19 protein-coding genes are annotated in these 17,626 nt (G+C 69.4%); 9 read left to right on the forward strand and 10 right to left on the reverse strand.

The window, feature by feature from the left end:
- Positions 1 to 780, forward strand: coding sequence for a DNA-formamidopyrimidine glycosylase family protein (locus HQ312_RS11965; RefSeq protein ID WP_222638708.1), 780 nt, complete (start codon positions 1 to 3; stop codon positions 778 to 780).
- Positions 781 to 793: 13 nt separating this feature from the next.
- On the opposite strand, the gene HQ312_RS11970 is transcribed toward HQ312_RS11965, so the two are convergent.
- The 3 genes from HQ312_RS11970 to HQ312_RS11980 are packed head-to-tail and all read right to left on the reverse strand — an operon-like array spanning position 794 to position 4,356.
- Entirely contained in the window at positions 794 to 1,447 is a 654-nt protein-coding gene (locus HQ312_RS11970) for a PadR family transcriptional regulator (protein WP_222638709.1), read from the reverse strand.
- A 36-nt stretch (positions 1,448 to 1,483) separates the two neighbouring features.
- Entirely contained in the window at positions 1,484 to 2,776 is a 1,293-nt protein-coding gene (locus HQ312_RS11975; protein WP_222638710.1) for a serine hydrolase, read from the reverse strand.
- Positions 2,773 to 4,356 (reverse strand): serine hydrolase, encoded by a 1,584-nt coding sequence (locus tag HQ312_RS11980; RefSeq protein WP_222638711.1) that lies wholly within the window; start codon positions 4,354 to 4,356, stop codon positions 2,773 to 2,775. The genes HQ312_RS11975 and HQ312_RS11980 overlap by 4 nt, the downstream gene beginning before the upstream one ends.
- Before the next feature lie 206 nt (positions 4,357 to 4,562).
- Between HQ312_RS11980 and HQ312_RS11985 the strand changes: the two genes are divergently transcribed.
- Entirely contained in the window at positions 4,563 to 4,778 is a 216-nt protein-coding gene (locus tag HQ312_RS11985) for a DUF2945 domain-containing protein (protein ID WP_027503699.1), read from the forward strand.
- Between the two features lie 5 nt (positions 4,779 to 4,783).
- On the opposite strand, the gene HQ312_RS11990 is transcribed toward HQ312_RS11985, so the two are convergent.
- The 3 genes from HQ312_RS11990 to HQ312_RS12000 all read right to left on the reverse strand — a co-directional run bounded on the left by HQ312_RS11990 (position 4,784) and on the right by HQ312_RS12000 (position 8,565).
- Positions 4,784 to 5,752: a GGDEF domain-containing protein gene (locus HQ312_RS11990; RefSeq protein ID WP_222638712.1), complete on the reverse strand. Its 969-nt coding sequence runs from the start codon at positions 5,750 to 5,752 to the stop codon at positions 4,784 to 4,786.
- A gap of 46 nt (positions 5,753 to 5,798) precedes the next feature.
- Positions 5,799 to 6,986, reverse strand: coding sequence for a PLP-dependent aminotransferase family protein (locus HQ312_RS11995; RefSeq protein ID WP_222638713.1), 1,188 nt, complete (start codon positions 6,984 to 6,986; stop codon positions 5,799 to 5,801).
- Between the two features lie 175 nt (positions 6,987 to 7,161).
- Complete coding sequence (locus HQ312_RS12000; RefSeq protein WP_027503701.1) at positions 7,162 to 8,565, reverse strand: NAD(P)H-quinone dehydrogenase; 1,404 nt, start codon at positions 8,563 to 8,565, stop codon at positions 7,162 to 7,164.
- Positions 8,566 to 8,726: 161 nt separating this feature from the next.
- On the opposite strand from HQ312_RS12000, the gene HQ312_RS12005 reads away from it, so the two are divergent.
- Positions 8,727 to 9,194: a gamma-glutamylcyclotransferase gene (locus tag HQ312_RS12005; RefSeq protein ID WP_027503702.1), complete on the forward strand. Its 468-nt coding sequence runs from the start codon at positions 8,727 to 8,729 to the stop codon at positions 9,192 to 9,194.
- Positions 9,195 to 9,231: 37 nt separating this feature from the next.
- On the opposite strand, the gene HQ312_RS12010 is transcribed toward HQ312_RS12005, so the two are convergent.
- From HQ312_RS12010 to HQ312_RS12020, 3 genes are read right to left on the reverse strand one after another with little or no spacing between them, the layout of a single operon-like run.
- Positions 9,232 to 10,398, reverse strand: coding sequence for a M20 family metallopeptidase (locus HQ312_RS12010; RefSeq protein ID WP_027503703.1), 1,167 nt, complete (start codon positions 10,396 to 10,398; stop codon positions 9,232 to 9,234).
- A complete protein-coding gene (locus HQ312_RS12015) occupies positions 10,395 to 11,567 on the reverse strand; it encodes a M20 family metallopeptidase (protein ID WP_222638714.1) in 1,173 nt (390 codons plus the stop codon). The genes HQ312_RS12010 and HQ312_RS12015 overlap by 4 nt, the downstream gene beginning before the upstream one ends.
- A gap of 13 nt (positions 11,568 to 11,580) precedes the next feature.
- The gene (locus HQ312_RS12020) at positions 11,581 to 12,282 is read right to left on the reverse strand and encodes an enoyl-CoA hydratase/isomerase family protein (RefSeq protein ID WP_027503705.1); all 702 of its coding nucleotides are present in this window, start codon (positions 12,280 to 12,282) and stop codon (positions 11,581 to 11,583) included.
- A gap of 89 nt (positions 12,283 to 12,371) precedes the next feature.
- On the opposite strand from HQ312_RS12020, the gene HQ312_RS12025 reads away from it, so the two are divergent.
- The 3 genes from HQ312_RS12025 to HQ312_RS12035 are packed head-to-tail and all read left to right on the forward strand — an operon-like array spanning position 12,372 to position 15,029.
- Complete coding sequence (locus HQ312_RS12025) at positions 12,372 to 12,524, forward strand: hypothetical protein (protein ID WP_197027699.1); 153 nt, start codon at positions 12,372 to 12,374, stop codon at positions 12,522 to 12,524.
- Between the two features lie 16 nt (positions 12,525 to 12,540).
- On the forward strand, positions 12,541 to 13,428 hold the full coding sequence (locus HQ312_RS12030; RefSeq protein ID WP_373425290.1) for a purine-nucleoside phosphorylase: 888 nt from the start codon (positions 12,541 to 12,543) through the stop codon (positions 13,426 to 13,428).
- Positions 13,425 to 15,029, forward strand: coding sequence for a phospho-sugar mutase (locus tag HQ312_RS12035; RefSeq protein ID WP_222638715.1), 1,605 nt, complete (start codon positions 13,425 to 13,427; stop codon positions 15,027 to 15,029). Before HQ312_RS12030 ends, HQ312_RS12035 begins: the two co-directional genes overlap by 4 nt.
- On the opposite strand, the gene upp is transcribed toward HQ312_RS12035, so the two are convergent.
- Positions 15,026 to 15,649 (reverse strand): uracil phosphoribosyltransferase, encoded by a 624-nt coding sequence (gene upp / locus HQ312_RS12040; RefSeq protein ID WP_027503708.1) that lies wholly within the window; start codon positions 15,647 to 15,649, stop codon positions 15,026 to 15,028. The genes HQ312_RS12035 and upp overlap by 4 nt on opposite strands.
- Positions 15,650 to 15,797: 148 nt before the next feature.
- On the opposite strand from upp, the gene HQ312_RS12045 reads away from it, so the two are divergent.
- Genes HQ312_RS12045 through HQ312_RS12055 form a run of 3 tightly spaced genes read left to right on the forward strand, consistent with a single transcriptional unit; the run spans position 15,798 to position 17,625 of the window.
- Positions 15,798 to 16,121, forward strand: a complete 324-nt coding sequence (locus HQ312_RS12045) for a type VII secretion target (RefSeq protein ID WP_222638716.1) — start codon at positions 15,798 to 15,800, stop codon at positions 16,119 to 16,121.
- On the forward strand, positions 16,118 to 17,113 hold the full coding sequence (locus HQ312_RS12050) for a C40 family peptidase (RefSeq protein WP_222638717.1): 996 nt from the start codon (positions 16,118 to 16,120) through the stop codon (positions 17,111 to 17,113). The genes HQ312_RS12045 and HQ312_RS12050 overlap by 4 nt, the downstream gene beginning before the upstream one ends.
- A complete protein-coding gene (locus HQ312_RS12055) occupies positions 17,110 to 17,625 on the forward strand; it encodes a hypothetical protein (RefSeq protein ID WP_222638718.1) in 516 nt (171 codons plus the stop codon). Before HQ312_RS12050 ends, HQ312_RS12055 begins: the two co-directional genes overlap by 4 nt.
- Position 17,626: the final 1 nt, after the last annotated feature.

Genomic DNA, 17,626 nt, shown 5'->3' on the forward strand with positions numbered 1-17,626 from the left:
ATGCCCGAAGGCGACACCGTCTGGCGCACGGCCAACAGTCTGCGCGACGCACTCGACGGCAAGGTTCTCACCACATGTGATGTGCGCGTGCCGCGCTACGCCACGGTCGACTTCACCGGCGAGACAGTGGAATCGGTTCTGTCGGCGGGAAAGCACCTCGTCATCGAGGTCGGCGGCAAGGTCATCCACTCGCACCTGAAGATGGAGGGTGCGTGGCACGTCTATCAGCCGGACACACCGTGGCGGCGGCCCGCCTACCAAGCGCGCATCGTGCTCGGGACGACTGACCGGGTGGCGGTCGGATTCGAACTCGGTGTCGTCGAGATACTCGATACCGTCGAGGAGGCCGTGGGATACCTCGGTCCGGATCTGCTCGGGCCCCTGTGGGATCCGGCAGTGGCCCTCGCCAATCTGGAAGCGGAACCCGACCGACCCATCGGCCTCGCCCTGCTCGACCAGCGCGTCATCGCCGGTCTCGGGAACGTCTATCGCAACGAGATCCTGTTCCTGCGCGGAGTGGACCCGCACACGCCGGTTTCCGCGGCGGGGAACCTGGCGAAGATGATCGATCTGTCGCACCGCACGATCACGGCCAACAAGAACCGCAATGCTCGCACCTTCACGGGCGATCTCCGTGCGGGTCGACACTTCTGGGTCTACGGCCGAGAGAACAAGCCGTGCCGCCGATGTGGAACGCGCATTCGCGAAGGGTTGCTCGGCGACAACCCGCTCGAGGAGCGGCAGATCTACTGGTGCCCGAGGTGCCAACCCGCTCCGTGAACCGACTGTCCGGTCACGGCTCGTGGGACACCTCCGGTGCACCCAGCCGCGCCGAGGCGTCGAGCATCGTCTCGGTCCGATCCCGGTGCGAGGTGGCCGGAGTCGTGGTGTCCGGCCAGTCCTCGATCTCCGCCAGCGCCCAGTCGCTCCATTCGACGATGTGCGAGAAGTGTCCGACCATGAAGCGATTGGCGAGTGCCATCAGGTGCTGACGTTCGGGAAACGTCGCGACGGTGGTGTCACGCAGCGTGACGGCGTGCCGCCCGAAGAGTTGGCGGGTGGCGTCGGCCTGCTCCCGCATCGTCCGTAGGTTGCCGCGCAGGTCCTCGAGGGAGCCCTGGTCGGCGAACAGCACCCGCATCATGCCCTCGAACTCGAGAGCCGACGGGCGGGACCGCTCCGCCAGCCACGCCGTCAGGGCTGCGCGCCCCTCGTCGGTGATCGAGTAGACGGTGCGGGGACGCGCGCCCACGGCGTCGGCCCTCGCTGTCACGAGCCCGCGCTCGAGCAACTTCTTCGGCGCGTTGTAGTGCTGCCGTCCCGCCCGCGGCCACAGTTCGCCGACACCACGACCGAACAGTTCCGAGATGTCGTACGCGGTCAGGTCCCGCGACACCAACATGCCGAGCACGACGTACGACGTCGTGGTGAGGTCGCCCTGAGCCACCGGTTCCACCTCTGGATTTCTCCCCCGGTAGCGAGCCTACTTGCCGGTGTCCTCCGCCACCTCGTCGATGTCGTCGGCTGTGTCCTCAGCGGAATCCTGCGGGTAAAGCGCCTTCGCCACGGTGAGGGCTAGCGCCGCCGCCGGCGCACTCCCGTCCGTCCCGGGCGCCATGTTCGCCCAGACCACCATCGTCAGGTCGTTGACCGGGTCGTACCCCATGAAGGAGTTGTACCCGGGCATCTCGCCGATGTGTCCGAACATCGGTCCCATCTGCGCGAGCCCGTAGCCGTACCCGGCAGAGGACGGGTTGTCGGGATCGGTCGGCTGCACACTGTCCATCCGCACCGTCTGGGTGTCCGCGTCGAGCAGGTCGCCCCTGACTAACGCCCGGACCCACGTGGCCAGATCGTTCGCCGTCGAGATGCCCTGGCCGGCCGAACTCGTCCACGACGGGTTGTCGTTCGTGGTGTCCCTCGGCTGGACCGAGCCGGCCTCGATCGCAGCGATCCGGTCCGGGGACAGCGCTTCCTTGCCCTCCCCGAGCGTCTCGACGTTGCCGCTGTAGCTGTACCCGCGGGTGAACGGCGCCGGAATGCTCGTGTCGGTGGTGGCGGGATACGACGTCCCCGCCAGCGCCAGCGGACCGAAGAGCCTGTCCTGGAAGATCTGAGCGATGGGCTTGCCGTCGAGCTTCTCGGCGATCAGTCCGAGCAGCACCGTGTTGGTGTTGGAGTAGCTGTAGCCCTCTCCCGGTGGGAAGTTCGGCGGGTTGCTCAGCCCCAGTGCGACAAGCTCCTCGGCGCTCCACACGCGGCTGGGATCGGTGTCGAGTGCCTCGTTGAGCTCCACGGTCTGGGTGTAGCTGTAGAGCCCACTGCGCATGTCGAGCAACTGGCCGATCGTGATGGCATCACCGTTCGGCACATCCGGCCGGAACGTGCTCACCGGATCGTCGACGGACAGCAACCCCTCCTGCACCATCTGCAGGATGACCGTGCCCGTCCATGTCTTCGTGTTCGACCCGATCCGCACCTTGGTGTCGAGAGTCGGGACCTCCGACCGATCGGCAGCAACCGAACCCCAGGTCTTGACGTACTCACCGTCCGGTGTGGTGATCAAGACGACCATGCCGATCTCCCGCGACGTCGTGGCGACGTCCTCGACCATCGCATCGAGAGCTGCGGGATCGAGTGGCAAGAGAGCCGATTCGGTCGCTGACGACGTGGCCGGTGCCGGCGACTCGCCGCTGCCGGACGAGCAGCCCGCGAGGAAGATCAGGGCAGAGGCCGTCGCGATACCGACAGTACGAGAGACAGTGCGAACAGTCATGAGCGTGTGAACCTTCCGAGTCCCTGCTTGTCGAGGTATTCGACCGTGAACGAGGCGGGAGCACCGTTCTCGATCTCGAACGTGACCCCGGTCGGGCCGACCGCGTTCTCGCCGGACGTCTCGAACCAGTAGGTGTCACCGTCGTAGTGGGTCAGGGGGTACGTCAGCCGGCCGTCCTTGCCGACGGTGAGCGTGAGCCGATCACCGTCCGCCGAGACCCGAGCCGGACCGTGGAACGGGCTGTCGAACATTCCGACGTAGTCGGTCGCGGGACGAGCAGGGGTCACCGAGGCCGGCGGTGTCGCGTAGTCGATCGGCGACGCCTCCTCCTCTGCGATCCCGTCGAAGATCCCGGCGATCAGCGGTGCCCAGTCGACGGTCTGCCGGCCGTTCCGCACCTGGTCCATGAACTGCGCGGCAACAGTTTCCGAGCCCCCGACCGGTGCCGAGTTGGACAGGACGACGATGCCCAGCTGTTCGCTCGGCACCATGAACACGGTGGTGCTCGCACCGAGGGCGAACGCTCCGGAATGCGACAGCTCGACGCGCCCCTTGTCGTCCGTGCCCACGTTGAATCCCAACCCGTAGAACGAGTCTCGCGCGCCCTCCGTCCCGGACGCGCCCGACAGGGAGTGCGAGGTGTGCGTGTACTGCAGTGCGTCCGCGTCCACGATGCGACGTCCCTCGAACTCTCCCCCGCCGAGTTCCATGCGGATCCACTTCGTCATGTCGTCGACGGACGAACTCGCTCCTCCGGCAGGTGACTGATTGTCGGGCTCACGGACGTACTTCGCTTCCCACTCGGTGGTCGAACCGTCGGCGAGCACGTGGTTCACCGCATGGTTGGGCGAGTTCGCCCAGTCCTCGAATCGTGACGAGGTGTCGGCCATGCCGAGGGGCTCGTAGATGCGACGACGAGACAGCTCGGGCCAGTCGGTGCCCTGCGCCTTGGCCGCGGCGTTGCCGGCGGCGGTGAACCCGAAGTTCGTGTACGCGTAGCTGTCCCGGAACGACGCCAGCGGGAGCTGGTCGAGGCGGCCCATGATGTCGTCGTAGTCGTAGCCGAAGTCCTCGAGCACGTCACCGGCGTGATCGGGCAGACCCGATCGGTGCGAGAGCAGATCGACGAACGTCGCGTGCTCGCTCACATACGGATCCGCCACCGCGAACTCCGGCTCGTACCGTCGGACGGGATCGGCCCAGTCGACCGCTCCGTCTCCGACCGAGGCAGCGATGACGCTCGACGCGACCGGCTTGGACACCGACGCGAGCTGGAACCGGGTGTGGGTGTCGACGGGCTCGTCGGTGCCGACCTTCCGGACTCCGAAACCCCGCGAGTACAGCACCTCGTCCTGGTACACGACGGCCGCCGCGACACCCGGCGTCCCGGTCCGCGCCATCATCGCCTCGACGTACCCGTCGAGATCGCCGACGGCCGCGTCGACGTCCGCGCGGTCGATCTGGGCGGCTGGGACGGCCGGCGGGCTGTCCGCGAGTGGCTCCGGCGATGCCTCCTCCGAGCTGCATCCCGCTGCCACCAATGCCAGCGTCAGGACCGTCGCAGCAATTCTCGCGGCCATCTCGTCATCCCCGTTCGACGTGCCGAGTCCCCCGTCCCACGAACATGGGGTGGAGACCGATCGGTTCGAGACCCTACGCCGACTGTGTACTTTGCACCATGCAAGTTGCACCATCGACCACCGGACGGTCGTGTGTGCCGACAGCACTTCTCGGGTATGAGCCCCACACCGGACAAGAGGAATCGGCAGACGGAAGGAACCGACACGTGTCGAAGGACGAGTTCAGCAAGGGCGACAAGGTCGAGTGGAAGACGCACGGCACCACGACCGAAGGCGAGGTGGTCGAGAAGATCACCTCCGAGACCGAAGCCGGTGGGCGCACGGTCAAGGCGTCGAAGGACGACCCGCAGTACCGAGTGGAGAGTGACAAGTCCGGCAAGGACGCGGTGCACAAGCCCTCCGCGCTCGATCCGAAGGACTGACCCACTCACGCCTGCTCGTCGACGCCGGCTCTCCTCCGCTTCACCTGGTAGAGGTCGGCGTCGGCGCGTGCGAGAACGTCCGACGCCGGCTCGCCGGGGAACGCGGACGACGCGCACCCGACGCTGACGTGGGGGAAGGCAGCGGCGGTCGCGTCGACGAAGGCACGGCTCACGGTCGGAGACGCTCCGTGCACGAGTGCCGCGAACTCGTCGCCGCCCAGTCTCGCGATCACCGTCCCCGGTGGTGCCAGATCGGACCAGGAGCGAGCAAGTGAGATCAACAATCGGTCGCCCGCGGGATGACCGGACGTGTCGTTGATGGCTTTGAAGCCGTCGACGTCCAGCGCGACGACGGTGATCGACGACGTCGTCACCTCGCTGACGGCCATCTCCCACCCCGCCCGGTTCCGCACACCGGTGAGCGGATCCGTGTGGGACGCGTCGATGAGCGCCCTGGTCACCGATCCGAACGCCTCGGCCGCTCCGACGATCGCGACCACGAAGACCAGGTAGCTGATGGGATACAGCGTCGCGGGGGATGCCGCCGCGGCACCACACACGGCCACCACCAGCACGACCACGAGAACGAGTGCCACCGTCCGTCCATGGAAGGCCCGAATGTACATGGCCAGGAACATCACCGCGATGAGGCACATGAACTGCGACGCGGCGAGGACGTGAAAGGCCATGACGGCGGGCGTCGCGATCATGGCGGCGCCCACCGCGATGCCGAGAGCGGTGCGTCCGCGCGGTCGGACCGCCAGGACGAGCAGCGCTGCCACGCCGAGGACGACAGCCACCACGCCGCCCGCCACCGGTGACGTCACCCGGTCGCCGTGCGGCAGCAGCGAGACGGTCACCCCCACCGCATAGAGGCAGGTGGTCACCAGCAGATACTGGCGCAGCAGGCGGGTGCGGAGTTGGGCGGTTCCGTGCCGAACACTCGGTGGCTGGACGCCGTCGACGGACCGCATGCCGACACGATGCCAGGTTCGGCGGGAGTCGGAAAACCGGAGGCGACTACCGCGCGACGTGCGCAGTGGCGAGACGTCGCACGGCCTCCCGCAGCTCGTCGTCGGTCGACGTCGCGAAGCAGACGCGCAACGCGGTACCGAGTTCGTCGCCACCGGCCGGATCGAAGGCGCGACCGGGAACGTACGCGACGCCGCGGTCCAGCGCTGCCGGCAGCAGCGCCGACGTGTCCGTGCCGTCGGTGAACTGCACCCACAGGAACATCCCGCCACGGGCCGCATCGACCTCGATCGCCGAACCGAGTTCGCTCCGCAGTGCTCCGACCAACACCTCCGCCCGTGCCGAGTAGACCGCACGCACGTCGTCCAGATGCTGTCGCAACCATGGCTCGTCGGCGACCAAGTCCGCCGCGACCAGCTGCGTCAACGACGACCCGCACAGATCGGCGCTCTGTTTGATCCGCTCCACGGCGTCGCACACCGGTCGGGCCGCGGTGAGCCACCCGACGCGCAACGACGGTGCGAGGATCTTGGACGCCGAGCCCAGACGGATCACCCGATCGGACGCGATGGGGCCCGGCGGGGGTGCGTCGAACCACACGTCGCCGTAGGGATCGTCGTCGACGACCCAGAAGCCGTACCGTTCCGCGAGGTCGACGAGGGCGCGGCGACGCCCGACCGACAGCACTCCCCCGCGAGGATTGTGGAAGTTGCTGACGGTGTGCACGGCGCGAGGGCGCACTCCTGACTCGAGCAGCCGTGCGAGGGCATCGGTATCGGTGCCGTCCGCATCGACCGGGACCGACTCGATCCGGGCACCCATGGCCTGGAACGCTTGCAGCGCACCGGGATACACCGGTCGATCGACCACGACCACGTCGCCGGGATCGACGAGCACGGACGCGAGCAGGCTGAGCGCCTGCTGGGAGCCGTGCGTCACCACCACCGAGGTGGACGGCACCTCGTCCCGAACGAGCGCCGACTCCCGCGCCGCGATGACGTCTCGGAGCCGCCGCACCCCCGTGGTCTCCGCGTACTGCAGGGCCGTGGTGTCGCCGCTCAGTATTCGATGCGTGACCTCGCGAATGACGCTGTGCGGCATGACGTCCGACGAGGGCAGACCGCCCGCGAGGGACAGAATGTCAGGCCGCGCGGTCAGCGTGAGCAGGTCACGAATCGCCGATCCGGTGATCGCCGAGGCGCGGACGGACAGGGGTGGCAGAACAAAGGACGACATGGATTCTCCGAGCATCGTGGGACACGAGGCGTCGCGGCGCGCTCACCGGGGTGGGCTCGGAGTCGGTCGTGACGAGAACGGTGCCGCGGGTGGGGCACCGTTCTCGTAGCGTAGCGCGGCTTTTCACACAGTGGAACCATTGTCTCACAGTGTGGGATCCAGTCGAGCGAGGGTGTCAGTCCAGATCGTCGTGGCGCATGAGCTGACGCGCCGCCTCGGTGATCGATCCGGTGAGAGACGGGTAGACCGAGAAGGTGGCGGCGAGATCGTTCACCGTCAGGTTGTTCTGCACAGCGATGGCGATGGGGAGAATCAGCTCGGACGCGGTGGGAGCGACGACCACTCCGCCGATGACCACACCCGTCGCGGGACGGCAGAAGATCTTGACGAAGCCGCGACGCAGGCCGGACATCTTGGCGCGGGGATTCGTGTTCAGCGGCAGCATGACCGTGCGCGCTGGGACGTCCCCGTTGTCGATGGCGGACTGGCCGACACCCACCGTGGCGATCTCGGGTCGCGTGAACACGGCGGAGGCGACCGTCTTGAGCTTGATGGGGCTGACGCCCTCGCCCAGCGCGTGGTACATCGCGATGCGGCCCTGCATGGCGGCGACGGAGGCCAGTGGCAGCAGGCCCGTGCAGTCGCCCGCCGCGTAGATGCCGGGCACGCGGGTACGCGAGACCCGGTCCACGCGAAGGTAACCGCCGCGGTCGAGCTCGATGCCGACGCTCTCGAGGCCGAGGTTCTGCGTGTTCGGGACGGAGCCGACCGTCATCAGCGCATGCGAACCCTCGACGGTCTTGCCGTCGGACATCGTCACGACGATGCCGTCGGCGGTGCGGGTCACCGAGTCCGCGCGTGCGTTCTTGATCAACGTGACACCACGCTCGGACAGGACGTCCTCGAGCACGAGTGCCGCGTCGGCGTCCTCACCGGGAAGGACGCGGTCGCGACTGGACACGACGGTCACCTTGACCCCCATCTCGGTGTACGCGGAGACGAACTCGGCTCCGGTCACGCCGGACCCGACCACGATGAGGTGGGTGGGCAGGGAGTCGAGGTCGTAGAGCTGACGCCAGGTCAGAATGCGCTCACCGTCGGGCTCGGCACCGGGCAGAATGCGCGGGCTCGCACCGGTCGCGATGAGCACGACCTCGGCGTCGATCTCCTGCGTCGACCCGTCCGCCAGGGTGGCCTCCACCTGGTGGGCGGCCAGGCCGGGCTGCGTGTCCACCACCTTCGCCGTTCCCGACAGCACGGTCACGCCGACCGTCTGCAGACGGGCGCGGATATCGGAGGATTGAGCCTGCGCAAGGGATTTCACGCGGTTGTGGATCTGCGGCAGGTCGATGGTGGCCGAGGTCGGGTCGAGCTCGATACCGAGGTCGGACGCGCGACGCATGTCGGTGCGGATGCCGGTCGAGGCGATGAAGGTCTTGGACGGAACACAGTCCCAGAGGACGCAGGCGCCGCCCACTCCGTCGGAGTCGATGAGCGTCACCGTCCCGCCGTGCTGGGAGGCGACCAGAGCGGCCTCGTATCCGGCCGGTCCGCCTCCGATGATCACGATGCGGGTCATTCGTCCTCCGTTGCGGGTTTTCGGGAGAGTCCTGGCGAGTGAGGGTTGCTCACAGCATCAAACCTATTCCACGGGGTGCCGCGGCTGCACGTCAGGCCGAGCCCATATCGGTGGGCACCTCGATCCGCGCGAATCGGGTACGACGGTTTAGGCTGACCGCCGTGCCGATCTATGCCGCTTACGGCTCCAACATGCACCCCGAGCAGATGCTCGAGCGGTGCCCCCACTCCCCTGCGGCCGGAACCGGGTGGTTGCCGGGGTGGCGTCTGACCTTCGGCGGCGGCGACATCGGCTGGGAGGGCGCGCTCGCGACCGTCGTGGAGGACCCCGACTCGAAGGTGTTCGTCGTGCTCTACGACGTCTCACCGGAGGACGAGGAGAGCCTCGACCGGTGGGAGGGTTCCGAGCTCGGCATCCACCGCAAGATCCGCCTCCGCGTCGAGACGGACGACGAACCCGTCCTGGCGTGGCTCTACGTGCTCGACGCCTACGAGGGTGGGCTGCCCTCGGCGCGCTATCTCGGCGTCATGGCCGAGGCTGCGGAGATCGCCGGCGCCCCGGCCGACTACGTGCGCGACCTGCGCACCCGCAACAGCCGCAACGTCGGCCCCGGGACCTCGTCGCTCTGATCCTCGGGCAGCTCTGATTCTCGGGCAGCTCTGATTCTCAGGCGACGGGGTCGTCTCCCAGTCCCAGCGCCAGTGCCGTCATCGTGCGGACACCGACGGCCAGCGCACGCTCGTCCAGGTCGAACGTCGGCTGATGGATGTCGAGCTGGGGTCCGACGCCCGACCACACGCCGAGACGCGCCATCGCGCCCGGCACGTGCTCCAGGTACCACGAGAAATCCTCGCCGCCGCCGGACTGTGCGGTGTCGGCCAGGGCATCCGGGCCCAGCGAGCGGATGGCCGCCTCGAAGCGCCGGGTGGCGTGTTCGTCGTTGACCACCGGCGGCACGCCGCGGCGGTAGTGCACCTCGTACTTCACGCCGGTGGGCGCGAGCACGCCGGCGACGATCTCCTGCACCAGCGGCTCGAGCAGTGCCCACGTCTCGTGGTCGCCCGTCCGGACCGTGCCCGTGAGCATCCCCTTCTGCGGGATGGCGTTCGGAGCCTGACCTGCGACGACGGCGCCCCACACCATGACGGTGCTGGTACGCGGGTCGACGCGGCGGCTCAGCAGTCCCGGCAGACCGGTGATGACCGTGCCCAGCGCGTACACCAGGTCGGACGTCAGATGCGGACGGGAGGTGTGTCCGCCGGCCGAGTCCAACCGCAGTTCCACGGTGTCCGCCGCGGAGGTGATCGCGCCCACGCGGATGCCGACGCGTCCGACCTCGAGACGGGGATCGCAGTGCAGCGCGTAGATCTGCGACACGCTCTCCAGCGCGCCCGCGGCCACCATGTCGAGAGCGCCCCCGGGCATGACTTCCTCGGCGGGCTGGAAGATCAGCCGGACGCCGTGCGGCAGCGAGTCGAGTGAGGCCAGCGCCAACCCGGTCGCCAGCAGAACCGTCGTGTGGGCGTCGTGTCCGCACGCATGGGACACACCCGGGACCGTCGACGAGTACTCGGCGCCGGTGAACTCCGTCAGGGGCAGCGCGTCCATGTCGGCCCGCAGAGCGACGCGCGGACCGGCGGGGCCGATGTCGCAGATGACGCCGCTGCCACTGGGAAGCACCACCGGGGACAGACCCGCGGCGGTGAGGGTCTCGGCGACGAACTTGGTCGTCTCGAATTCCTGCCTGGCCAGCTCGGGATGCATGTGGATCCGTCGACGCCACGTCACGAGATCCGCCCCGTGTGCTGCGATCCAGGCGTCGGCCGGATTCATCGTCGTACCGTCCTCTCGTGTGTGCCCTCGACGAGTCGAGAGCGTTGCTGTGGGTCGGTGGCCGCCGCGACGGCCACCCGAGCGAGGGCGCGGGCCCCGTCGACGACGGCGCGGTCGGCCGACTCGGTGATGCACGCCGTGGTGAAACCTGGCTGGTGAGTGACCGCGCCGCCGGAATCGAGACCGATCACCGGATGGATGCCCGGGATCCGCGCGGTGACGTTGCCCATGTCCGTGCTGCCGAACGGGCGCGAGGACTCGAACTCCTCGGGAACCAGTGCGCGACCGAGAGTGCTTGCGACACGACGGTATTCGGCCACCAGCCAAGGATCGGGAGTGAGTTCGGTGTAGGTCGGGGACACGGTGACGATCTCGTGGGTGCACCCGGTGGCCACCGCTCCGGCCTCGAAGCATCCCCGCGCGCGGCGATCGAGATCGGCGAGTGCCTCGGCAGTGTCCGCGCGCAGGTAGTAGAACATCTCCGACGATCCGGGGACGATGTTCGGGGCGGTGCCGGCGTGACCGACGATGCCGTGGATCTGCTGACCCGGGCGCAGATGCTGGCGCAGCAGGCCGACACCGACCTGCGCGACGGTGACGGCGTCGCCCGCGTTGATGCCCCACTCGGGCGCCGCGGAGGCGTGCGCTTCACGCCCTGCGTATCGAACGGCAATGTCCGACAACGCGAGTGAGCGCGCGGCGGCGATGTCGAACGGACCGGGATGTACCATCATCGCCAGCGAGACGTCGTCGAACACCCCGGCGTCGAGCATGAGGACCTTGCCGCCGCCGGACTCCTCGGCCGGGGTGCCGAGCACCCGGACGGTCAGCCCCAGCTCGTCGGCGACCGACGCGAGGGCCAGCCCCGCACCGACCGCCGACGCCGCGATGATGTTGTGTCCACAGGCGTGGCCGATCTCCGGCAGTGCGTCGTACTCGGCGCACACGGCGACCACCAGCTCACCCGAACCGTAGGTCGCGTCGAATGCCGTCGGCAGGCCCGCGACGCCCCGCCGCACCTCGAATCCGCCACCTGCGAGCAGATCGGCCGTCGCCGCCGACGCGAAGTGCTCCTCGAAGGCCAGCTCCGGACGCGCGTGCACGGCGTGCGACAGGGCGACGAGATCGCCGGTCGCGGCGTCGAGAACGGAATCGAGGGTCGAGGACACGGGACTCAGTGTGTCACTGCCCCAGTGAGAAGGTGCTCTCCGCCGTGGGGACGGACAGCGCGGCGAGGGTGCGCACGTGGATGCTGTCCTTGATGGACGTGAGGTTGGCGCCGCGGGTGGACACCCGTTCGGCCGCCTGCGCCACCGCGGTGGTCAGCAGCTCGTCCTCGCCGGCGACGGCCTGCACGATGCCGAACTCGAGGGCGTCCGCGCCGCCGTAGCGACGGCCGGTGGTCATCGCGTCGATCATCGTCCGACTCGGCAGGCGCTCGGCCAGCAGCGTCGACATGCCCTCGGTGAACGGCATGCCGAGGTTCACCTCGGGAAGACAGAAGAAACCCCGGTCCGCGCGCATGACGGACGTGTCGTGGCACAGGGCGAGCATCGCGCCGGCGCCGAAGGCATGGCCCTGTACGGCGGCGACCGTGGCCATCGGGAAGCGCAGCAGCCGGGTGTAGACGGTGTGCACCAGGTCGAGGTACTCCGGAATGGAGTCCGCGTGGCTGAACAGGTAGTCGGTGTCCAGGCCGTTCGAGTAGAACTTGCCGCCGCCGACGGTCACCAACGCGGCCGGACCCTCCGACGCCTCGGCCTCGTCGAGGAGCGTGTGCACCTGCTCGATCCACTCCGGGTGGAATCGGTTCTCCGGGTTGACGCCGTCGGCGTGGGCGAGGCTGAGGACGAAGACGTCTCCGTGGCGATCGAGTGAAGGCATGGACGGATGATACTCGTCGGTAACCAGACCCCGATCGACGCCGGCGACGCTCGGTTGCGCGGGACCGATTTCCGGAGGACCGTGCAGTCATGGCTCTCGCGGCGATCCTCCAGCTCGGTGTGATCGTGCTGCTCGCGGCCCTCTCCGCGATGCTGTTGTTCGTCGGCGCGTTCGGATCGGGCGCCGTGATCGCCTCGGCCGCGTCTGTGTGGTTCTGGCGTCTCTACCGAGCCCACACCTGACACTCCGCCGTCTCGCCTGCCGCAGCGAACACCCGCCCGCGGCGATAGGGTCGGACGTGTGAGCACTCCCCCCGTACCGGCCGACTCGGAGAACGCACTCGTCGATCCCGAGACCGATCCCACCGGAGCCGCCGAGGCCGCCGCCGCCGCCCTGGCCCGGATCACCGGCATCGCCGAGCATCCCGTGGCAGTGGTCCTCGGATCCGGGTGGCAGAAGGCCGCGGAGCAGTTCGGCACACCCCAGCACATCGTTCCCATGTCCTCGCTGCCCGGCTTCGCCGCACCCAAGGCGCTGGGCCACTCCAATGCGATGTGGTCCGTGGACGTCGAGGGCACACAGGTCCTGATCCTGCTCGGGCGCACCCATGCGTACGAGGGCCATCATCTCGGCCGCGTGGTCCATCCCGTCCGCACGGCGGCCGCCGCCGGCGCTCGCACCATCGTCCTGACCAACGCGGCGGGCGGCATCCGTGAGGGCATGGCCGTCGGCGATCCCGTGCTGATCTCCGACCACCTCAACCTGACGGCGCGGTCACCGCTGATCGGCGCCCAGTTCGTCGATCTGGTCGACGCGTACTCGGCCGACCTGCGCGAGGTGGCCCGAGGAATCGACCCGAGCCTGACCGACGGCGTCTACGCCGGACTGCCCGGCCCGCACTACGAGACGCCCGCCGAGATCCGCATGCTCCGCACGCTGGGCGCCGATCTCGTCGGCATGTCCACGGTGCACGAGACCATCGCGGCTCGGGGTGCGGGTGCCCGTGTCCTCGGTATCTCGCTGGTGACCAACCTCGCGGCCGGGATGACCGGAGAGCATCTGGACGGCGACGAGGTGATCGCCGCCGGCGCCGCCTCGGCCGAGCGGATGGGAACTCTGCTGCGACGGCTGGTCCCGCAACTGTGACAGACCTCGACGCCGTCGTCCGGCAGTGGATCGAGGACGATCCGGACCCCGCGACGCAGGCGGAACTGCGCGATCTCGACGCGAGTGATCGGGCCTCGCGGTTCGCCGGTGCGCTCACGTTCGGCACCGCGGGTCTGCGCGGACCCGTGCAGGCCGGGCCCGGTGGCATGAACGTCGCCGTCGTCACGAGGGCCACACATGGTGTGGCGCAGTATCTCTCGCGTCATCACGCGGCCGGCTCCGAGGTGGTGGTGGGCCGGGACGCCCGGCACGGCTCCGCGGAGTTCGCCGTCGCCGCGGCCGAGGTCCTGGCCGCGGCGGGCTTCCGCGTCACCCTGCTCCCGGACCCGGCGCCGACCCCGGTGCTCGCGTTCGCCACGAGGTCACGCGGCGCCGTCGCCGGCATTCAGATCACCGCTTCGCACAATCCCGCGGCAGACAACGGCTACAAGGTCTACCTCGACGGCGGCGCCCAGTTGGTGTCGCCCGCCGACCGGGAGATCGAGGAGTTCATCCGGCAGGCGCCGGGTGCGTCCTCGATCGCACGCACCGCCGTCACGCCCACCGCAGACCCCGTGATCGAGCAGTACCTCGACCGGGTGGCACAGCGCGTTCCCGAGCGGCCGTCGCACTCCACCCTCCGTGTGGCACTCACTCCGATGCATGGGGTCGGCGGGCCCGTGGCCGTGGAGGCGTTGCGCCGCAGCGGTGTCACCGACATCCACATCGTGACGTCGCAGTTCGACGCCGACCCGGACTTTCCCACCGTCACCTTTCCCAACCCCGAGGAGCCGGGCGCGGCGGACCAGGTGCTGGCGCTCGCCGCCGAGGTCGACGCGGCACTGGCCATCGCTCTGGACCCGGACGCGGACCGGTGCGCGATCGGCGTGCGCGGGCCGAACGGTGTCCGCATGCTCACCGGCGACGAGACGGGAGCGGTGATCGCAGACCACATCCTGCGGTCGGCGCCGCCGGGATCACTCGTGGCCAGCACCATCGTGTCGTCGAGCCTGCTCTCGGCGCTCGCGCCCGCCCGCGGCGCCCGCTACCGGCGCACGCTCACCGGCTTCAAGTGGCTCGTGCGCGCCGGCGACGGCCTGGTGTACGCCTACGAGGAAGCGATCGGACACTGCGTCGACCCGGACGCGGTGCGAGACAAGGACGGCATCTCGGCGGCCGTGCTGCTCGCACACATCGCGGCCGAGCTGGCCGAGGAAGGACGCACGATCCTCGACGTCCTCGACGATCTCGACCGCGAGTTCGGAGCGCGCGTGGGCACCCAGGTGTCGCGGCGCGTCACCGACCTCTCGGAGATCGGCGACATGATGACGCGCCTGCGTTCCGCCCCACCGACGACGTTGGCGGGTGCGACGGTGACCGTACGCGACCTGAACACCCCCGACGCCGAACTCCGCACCGATGCAGTGGAACTGACCAGCGAACGGTTCCGCGTCATCGTTCGGCCGTCGGGAACCGAACCGAAGCTGAAGGCCTACCTGGAAGTGGTCGAACCGGTGGCGACGGCGGAGGATCTGGCGCCGGCCAGGACACGCGCGGCCGACACGCTCGAGTCCCTGGCCGACTTCGCCCGCTCGCTCTAGCGGGGACCGAACTGGCGGTCCCCGGCGTCACCGAGGCCCGGCACGATGTACGCGTTCTCGTTCAGACCCTCGTCGATGCTGGCGGCGACGAGGCGCACGGGCAGTCCCGACGACGCGAGTGCCTGCACTCCCTCGGGGGCGGCCACGACGCAGATGCACGTGACGTCGTCCGCGCCGCGCTGCACCAGCAGCTCGATGGTGTGGACCATCGACCCGCCCGTGGCGAGCATCGGGTCGAGGACGTACACCGGGTAACCGGCCAGGTCGTCGGGCAGCGATTCCATGTACGGCACCGGCTGATGTGTCTTCTCGTCGCGCGCGATGCCGACGAAGCCCATCCGCGACTGCGGGATCAGCGAGCTGGCCTTCTCCACCATGCCCAGGCCCGCGCGCAACACCGGCACCAGCAGCGGCGGCGACTTCAGTCGCGTCCCGGTGGTCACCGCGACCGGCGTCGTGACGTCGAACTCGACCACGGGCGCGTCGCGCAGCGCCTCGTAGACCAGCATCTGCGTCAGCTGGCGCAGTGCGGATCGGAACGCGGGGTTGTCCGTCGACTGGTCGCGCATCTGGGTCAGCAGCGCGGACGCGAGGGGGTGGTCGAGTACGCGGGTGTCCATGTCGGGCGTGGTGTTCACCGGGATCACCCTAGTCGGCGATCGGCGCCCACTCCCGGTCGAACGGATCCGGGTGATCGGGGAACCGCGAGCCGCTCCGCACCGTCTGACTTCGAGACGGTGCGAGCACGCGAGTGAACGGTGGACTGCAGTGGCCGAGAGCGGTACGACATTCGACGTCCGAATGGACGGTCTGCACGACGGTGCCGGTCGTCTGACCGATGCCGCACTCCTCGTGCGGGACGCGTCCGCGGCGGCGCGGGCGGCAACGGGCTCCGCGGCGACGCTCGGCCTCGTCGGAGCCGACTTCGGAGTCGCGTTCGCCGGTGCCGCGGCGCGCTACGCCGACGGCCTCGGCGCGCTGTCCGACCTGTTCGAGCACCTCGGGTCGTCCGTGCAGTCCGCAGCGCGGTCCTACGACGACGGCGACACCTCGCTGTCCGACGTGCTGATCGGCACCGGTGCACCGCGATGATCGATCTGCTGGCCGCGCCCCTCAAGACTCTGATCCGCTCTCTCGGCACCGGCCGTCCGTCCCCCGACACCGATTCCCTCGACTCGGGCATCGCGTCACTGTCCGACGCCTCGCGACAGGTGACCGACGGAGTCACCGCTCTCTCGGACGCGTGGTCCGGACCCGCGTCCGAGGCCGCTCTCGACCTCACCGTGCGCGGCGCCGCCGCGGCCGGGTCGATGATCGAGCACGCCGGCGCGCTGCAGTCACTCGCCGCCGAGGCGCAGGCGAGCGTCGCGCGTGGGGTCGCCGAGCTGCAGACCATCATGGCCGCTTTCCTCACGGGCGCAGCGGCACTCGCGCCCGCGGCCCTCACTCCCCCGGGACAGACCGCACTCATCGCCCACGCGACGCACCACCTCGACAATGCTCTCGCCGTCCACGCTCGGGTGCGAGCAGAGCTCGATGCCCTGGCCGCCCGCGTCGGCGCACTCGTCGTGCCGGAAGTTCCCGCGCTTCCGTCTCTGCCCGCGTCGCCGGACGCGGCTCTCCGCGGGCTGTTCGCGCCGACGGCTCCGGAGCAGCCGGCCGATCCGGCGTCGCCCGGCGCCGACGGGACCGGCACGCTCGTGACGCTTCCCGACGGCAGCACCGCCATGGCGCCCAACGAGCGCGCGGCCGGAGCCGTCCGCTTCGCGCTCGCCCAGCAGGGCACGCCGTACGTATGGGGTGGCACCACCCCCGGCCAGGGCCTGGACTGCAGCGGACTCACACAGAGCGCGTACGGCACCGCCGGAGTGGACCTGCCGCGGCTCGCGGCCGACCAGGCGGTGGGCAGCCCGGTGAGCGCCGAGGACCTGATGCCGGGCGACCTCGCCGTGTGGGACGGTCACGTCGCGATGGTGGTGGGGAACGGTCAGATGGTGGAGGCGGGCGACCCGGTCAGCGTCAGTGCCGTCCGGACGTCGAACGTCGGCATGAGCTTCCACGGCTTCTACCGGCCGACCGCATGACCGGCGGACACGCCACCTCGCGCGCCGGACGCATCGTGGTGCTGCCGTCCGGCGAGATCGTGGACCTGGAGCTCGAACGTAGGGAGCTCGCCTTCGGGGGTTCCGCGGTGGCTGCCGCGGTGCTGATGCTGCACGGGCTCGCGCATCCGGTGGCGCCGGTGCCCGCGGCGGGCCCTGCCGACGACGACTTCCTCGAGACCGACTCGTCCGGTTCGGCACGACGTGTGTCCGCACTGCTGCACCGCACTCTCGACGACCTGGCCCGCGTGCGCGGCCGCAACGACAGGGACGACGCGCTCGTCCGGGCCGAGGTGGACGCGCACGGACGTCTGGTCGGCCTCACCGTCGAGGACGACGTCCGAGAGATGCGCTGTCATCGGGTCGAGGCGGCGATCGTCCACGCGGTGAACACAGCCGTTCTGGCCGTCGTTCTCGAGCGTGCCGACATCCACGCCGCCCTGCGTCTGGGGCTCGACACGGCGTCCAGTGAGGACGCCCGGCGGCTGGGATAGG

It is taken from the genome of Rhodococcus sp. BP-316 (assembly GCF_019836105.1).
Taxonomy (GTDB): Bacteria; Actinomycetota; Actinomycetes; order Mycobacteriales; family Mycobacteriaceae; genus Rhodococcoides.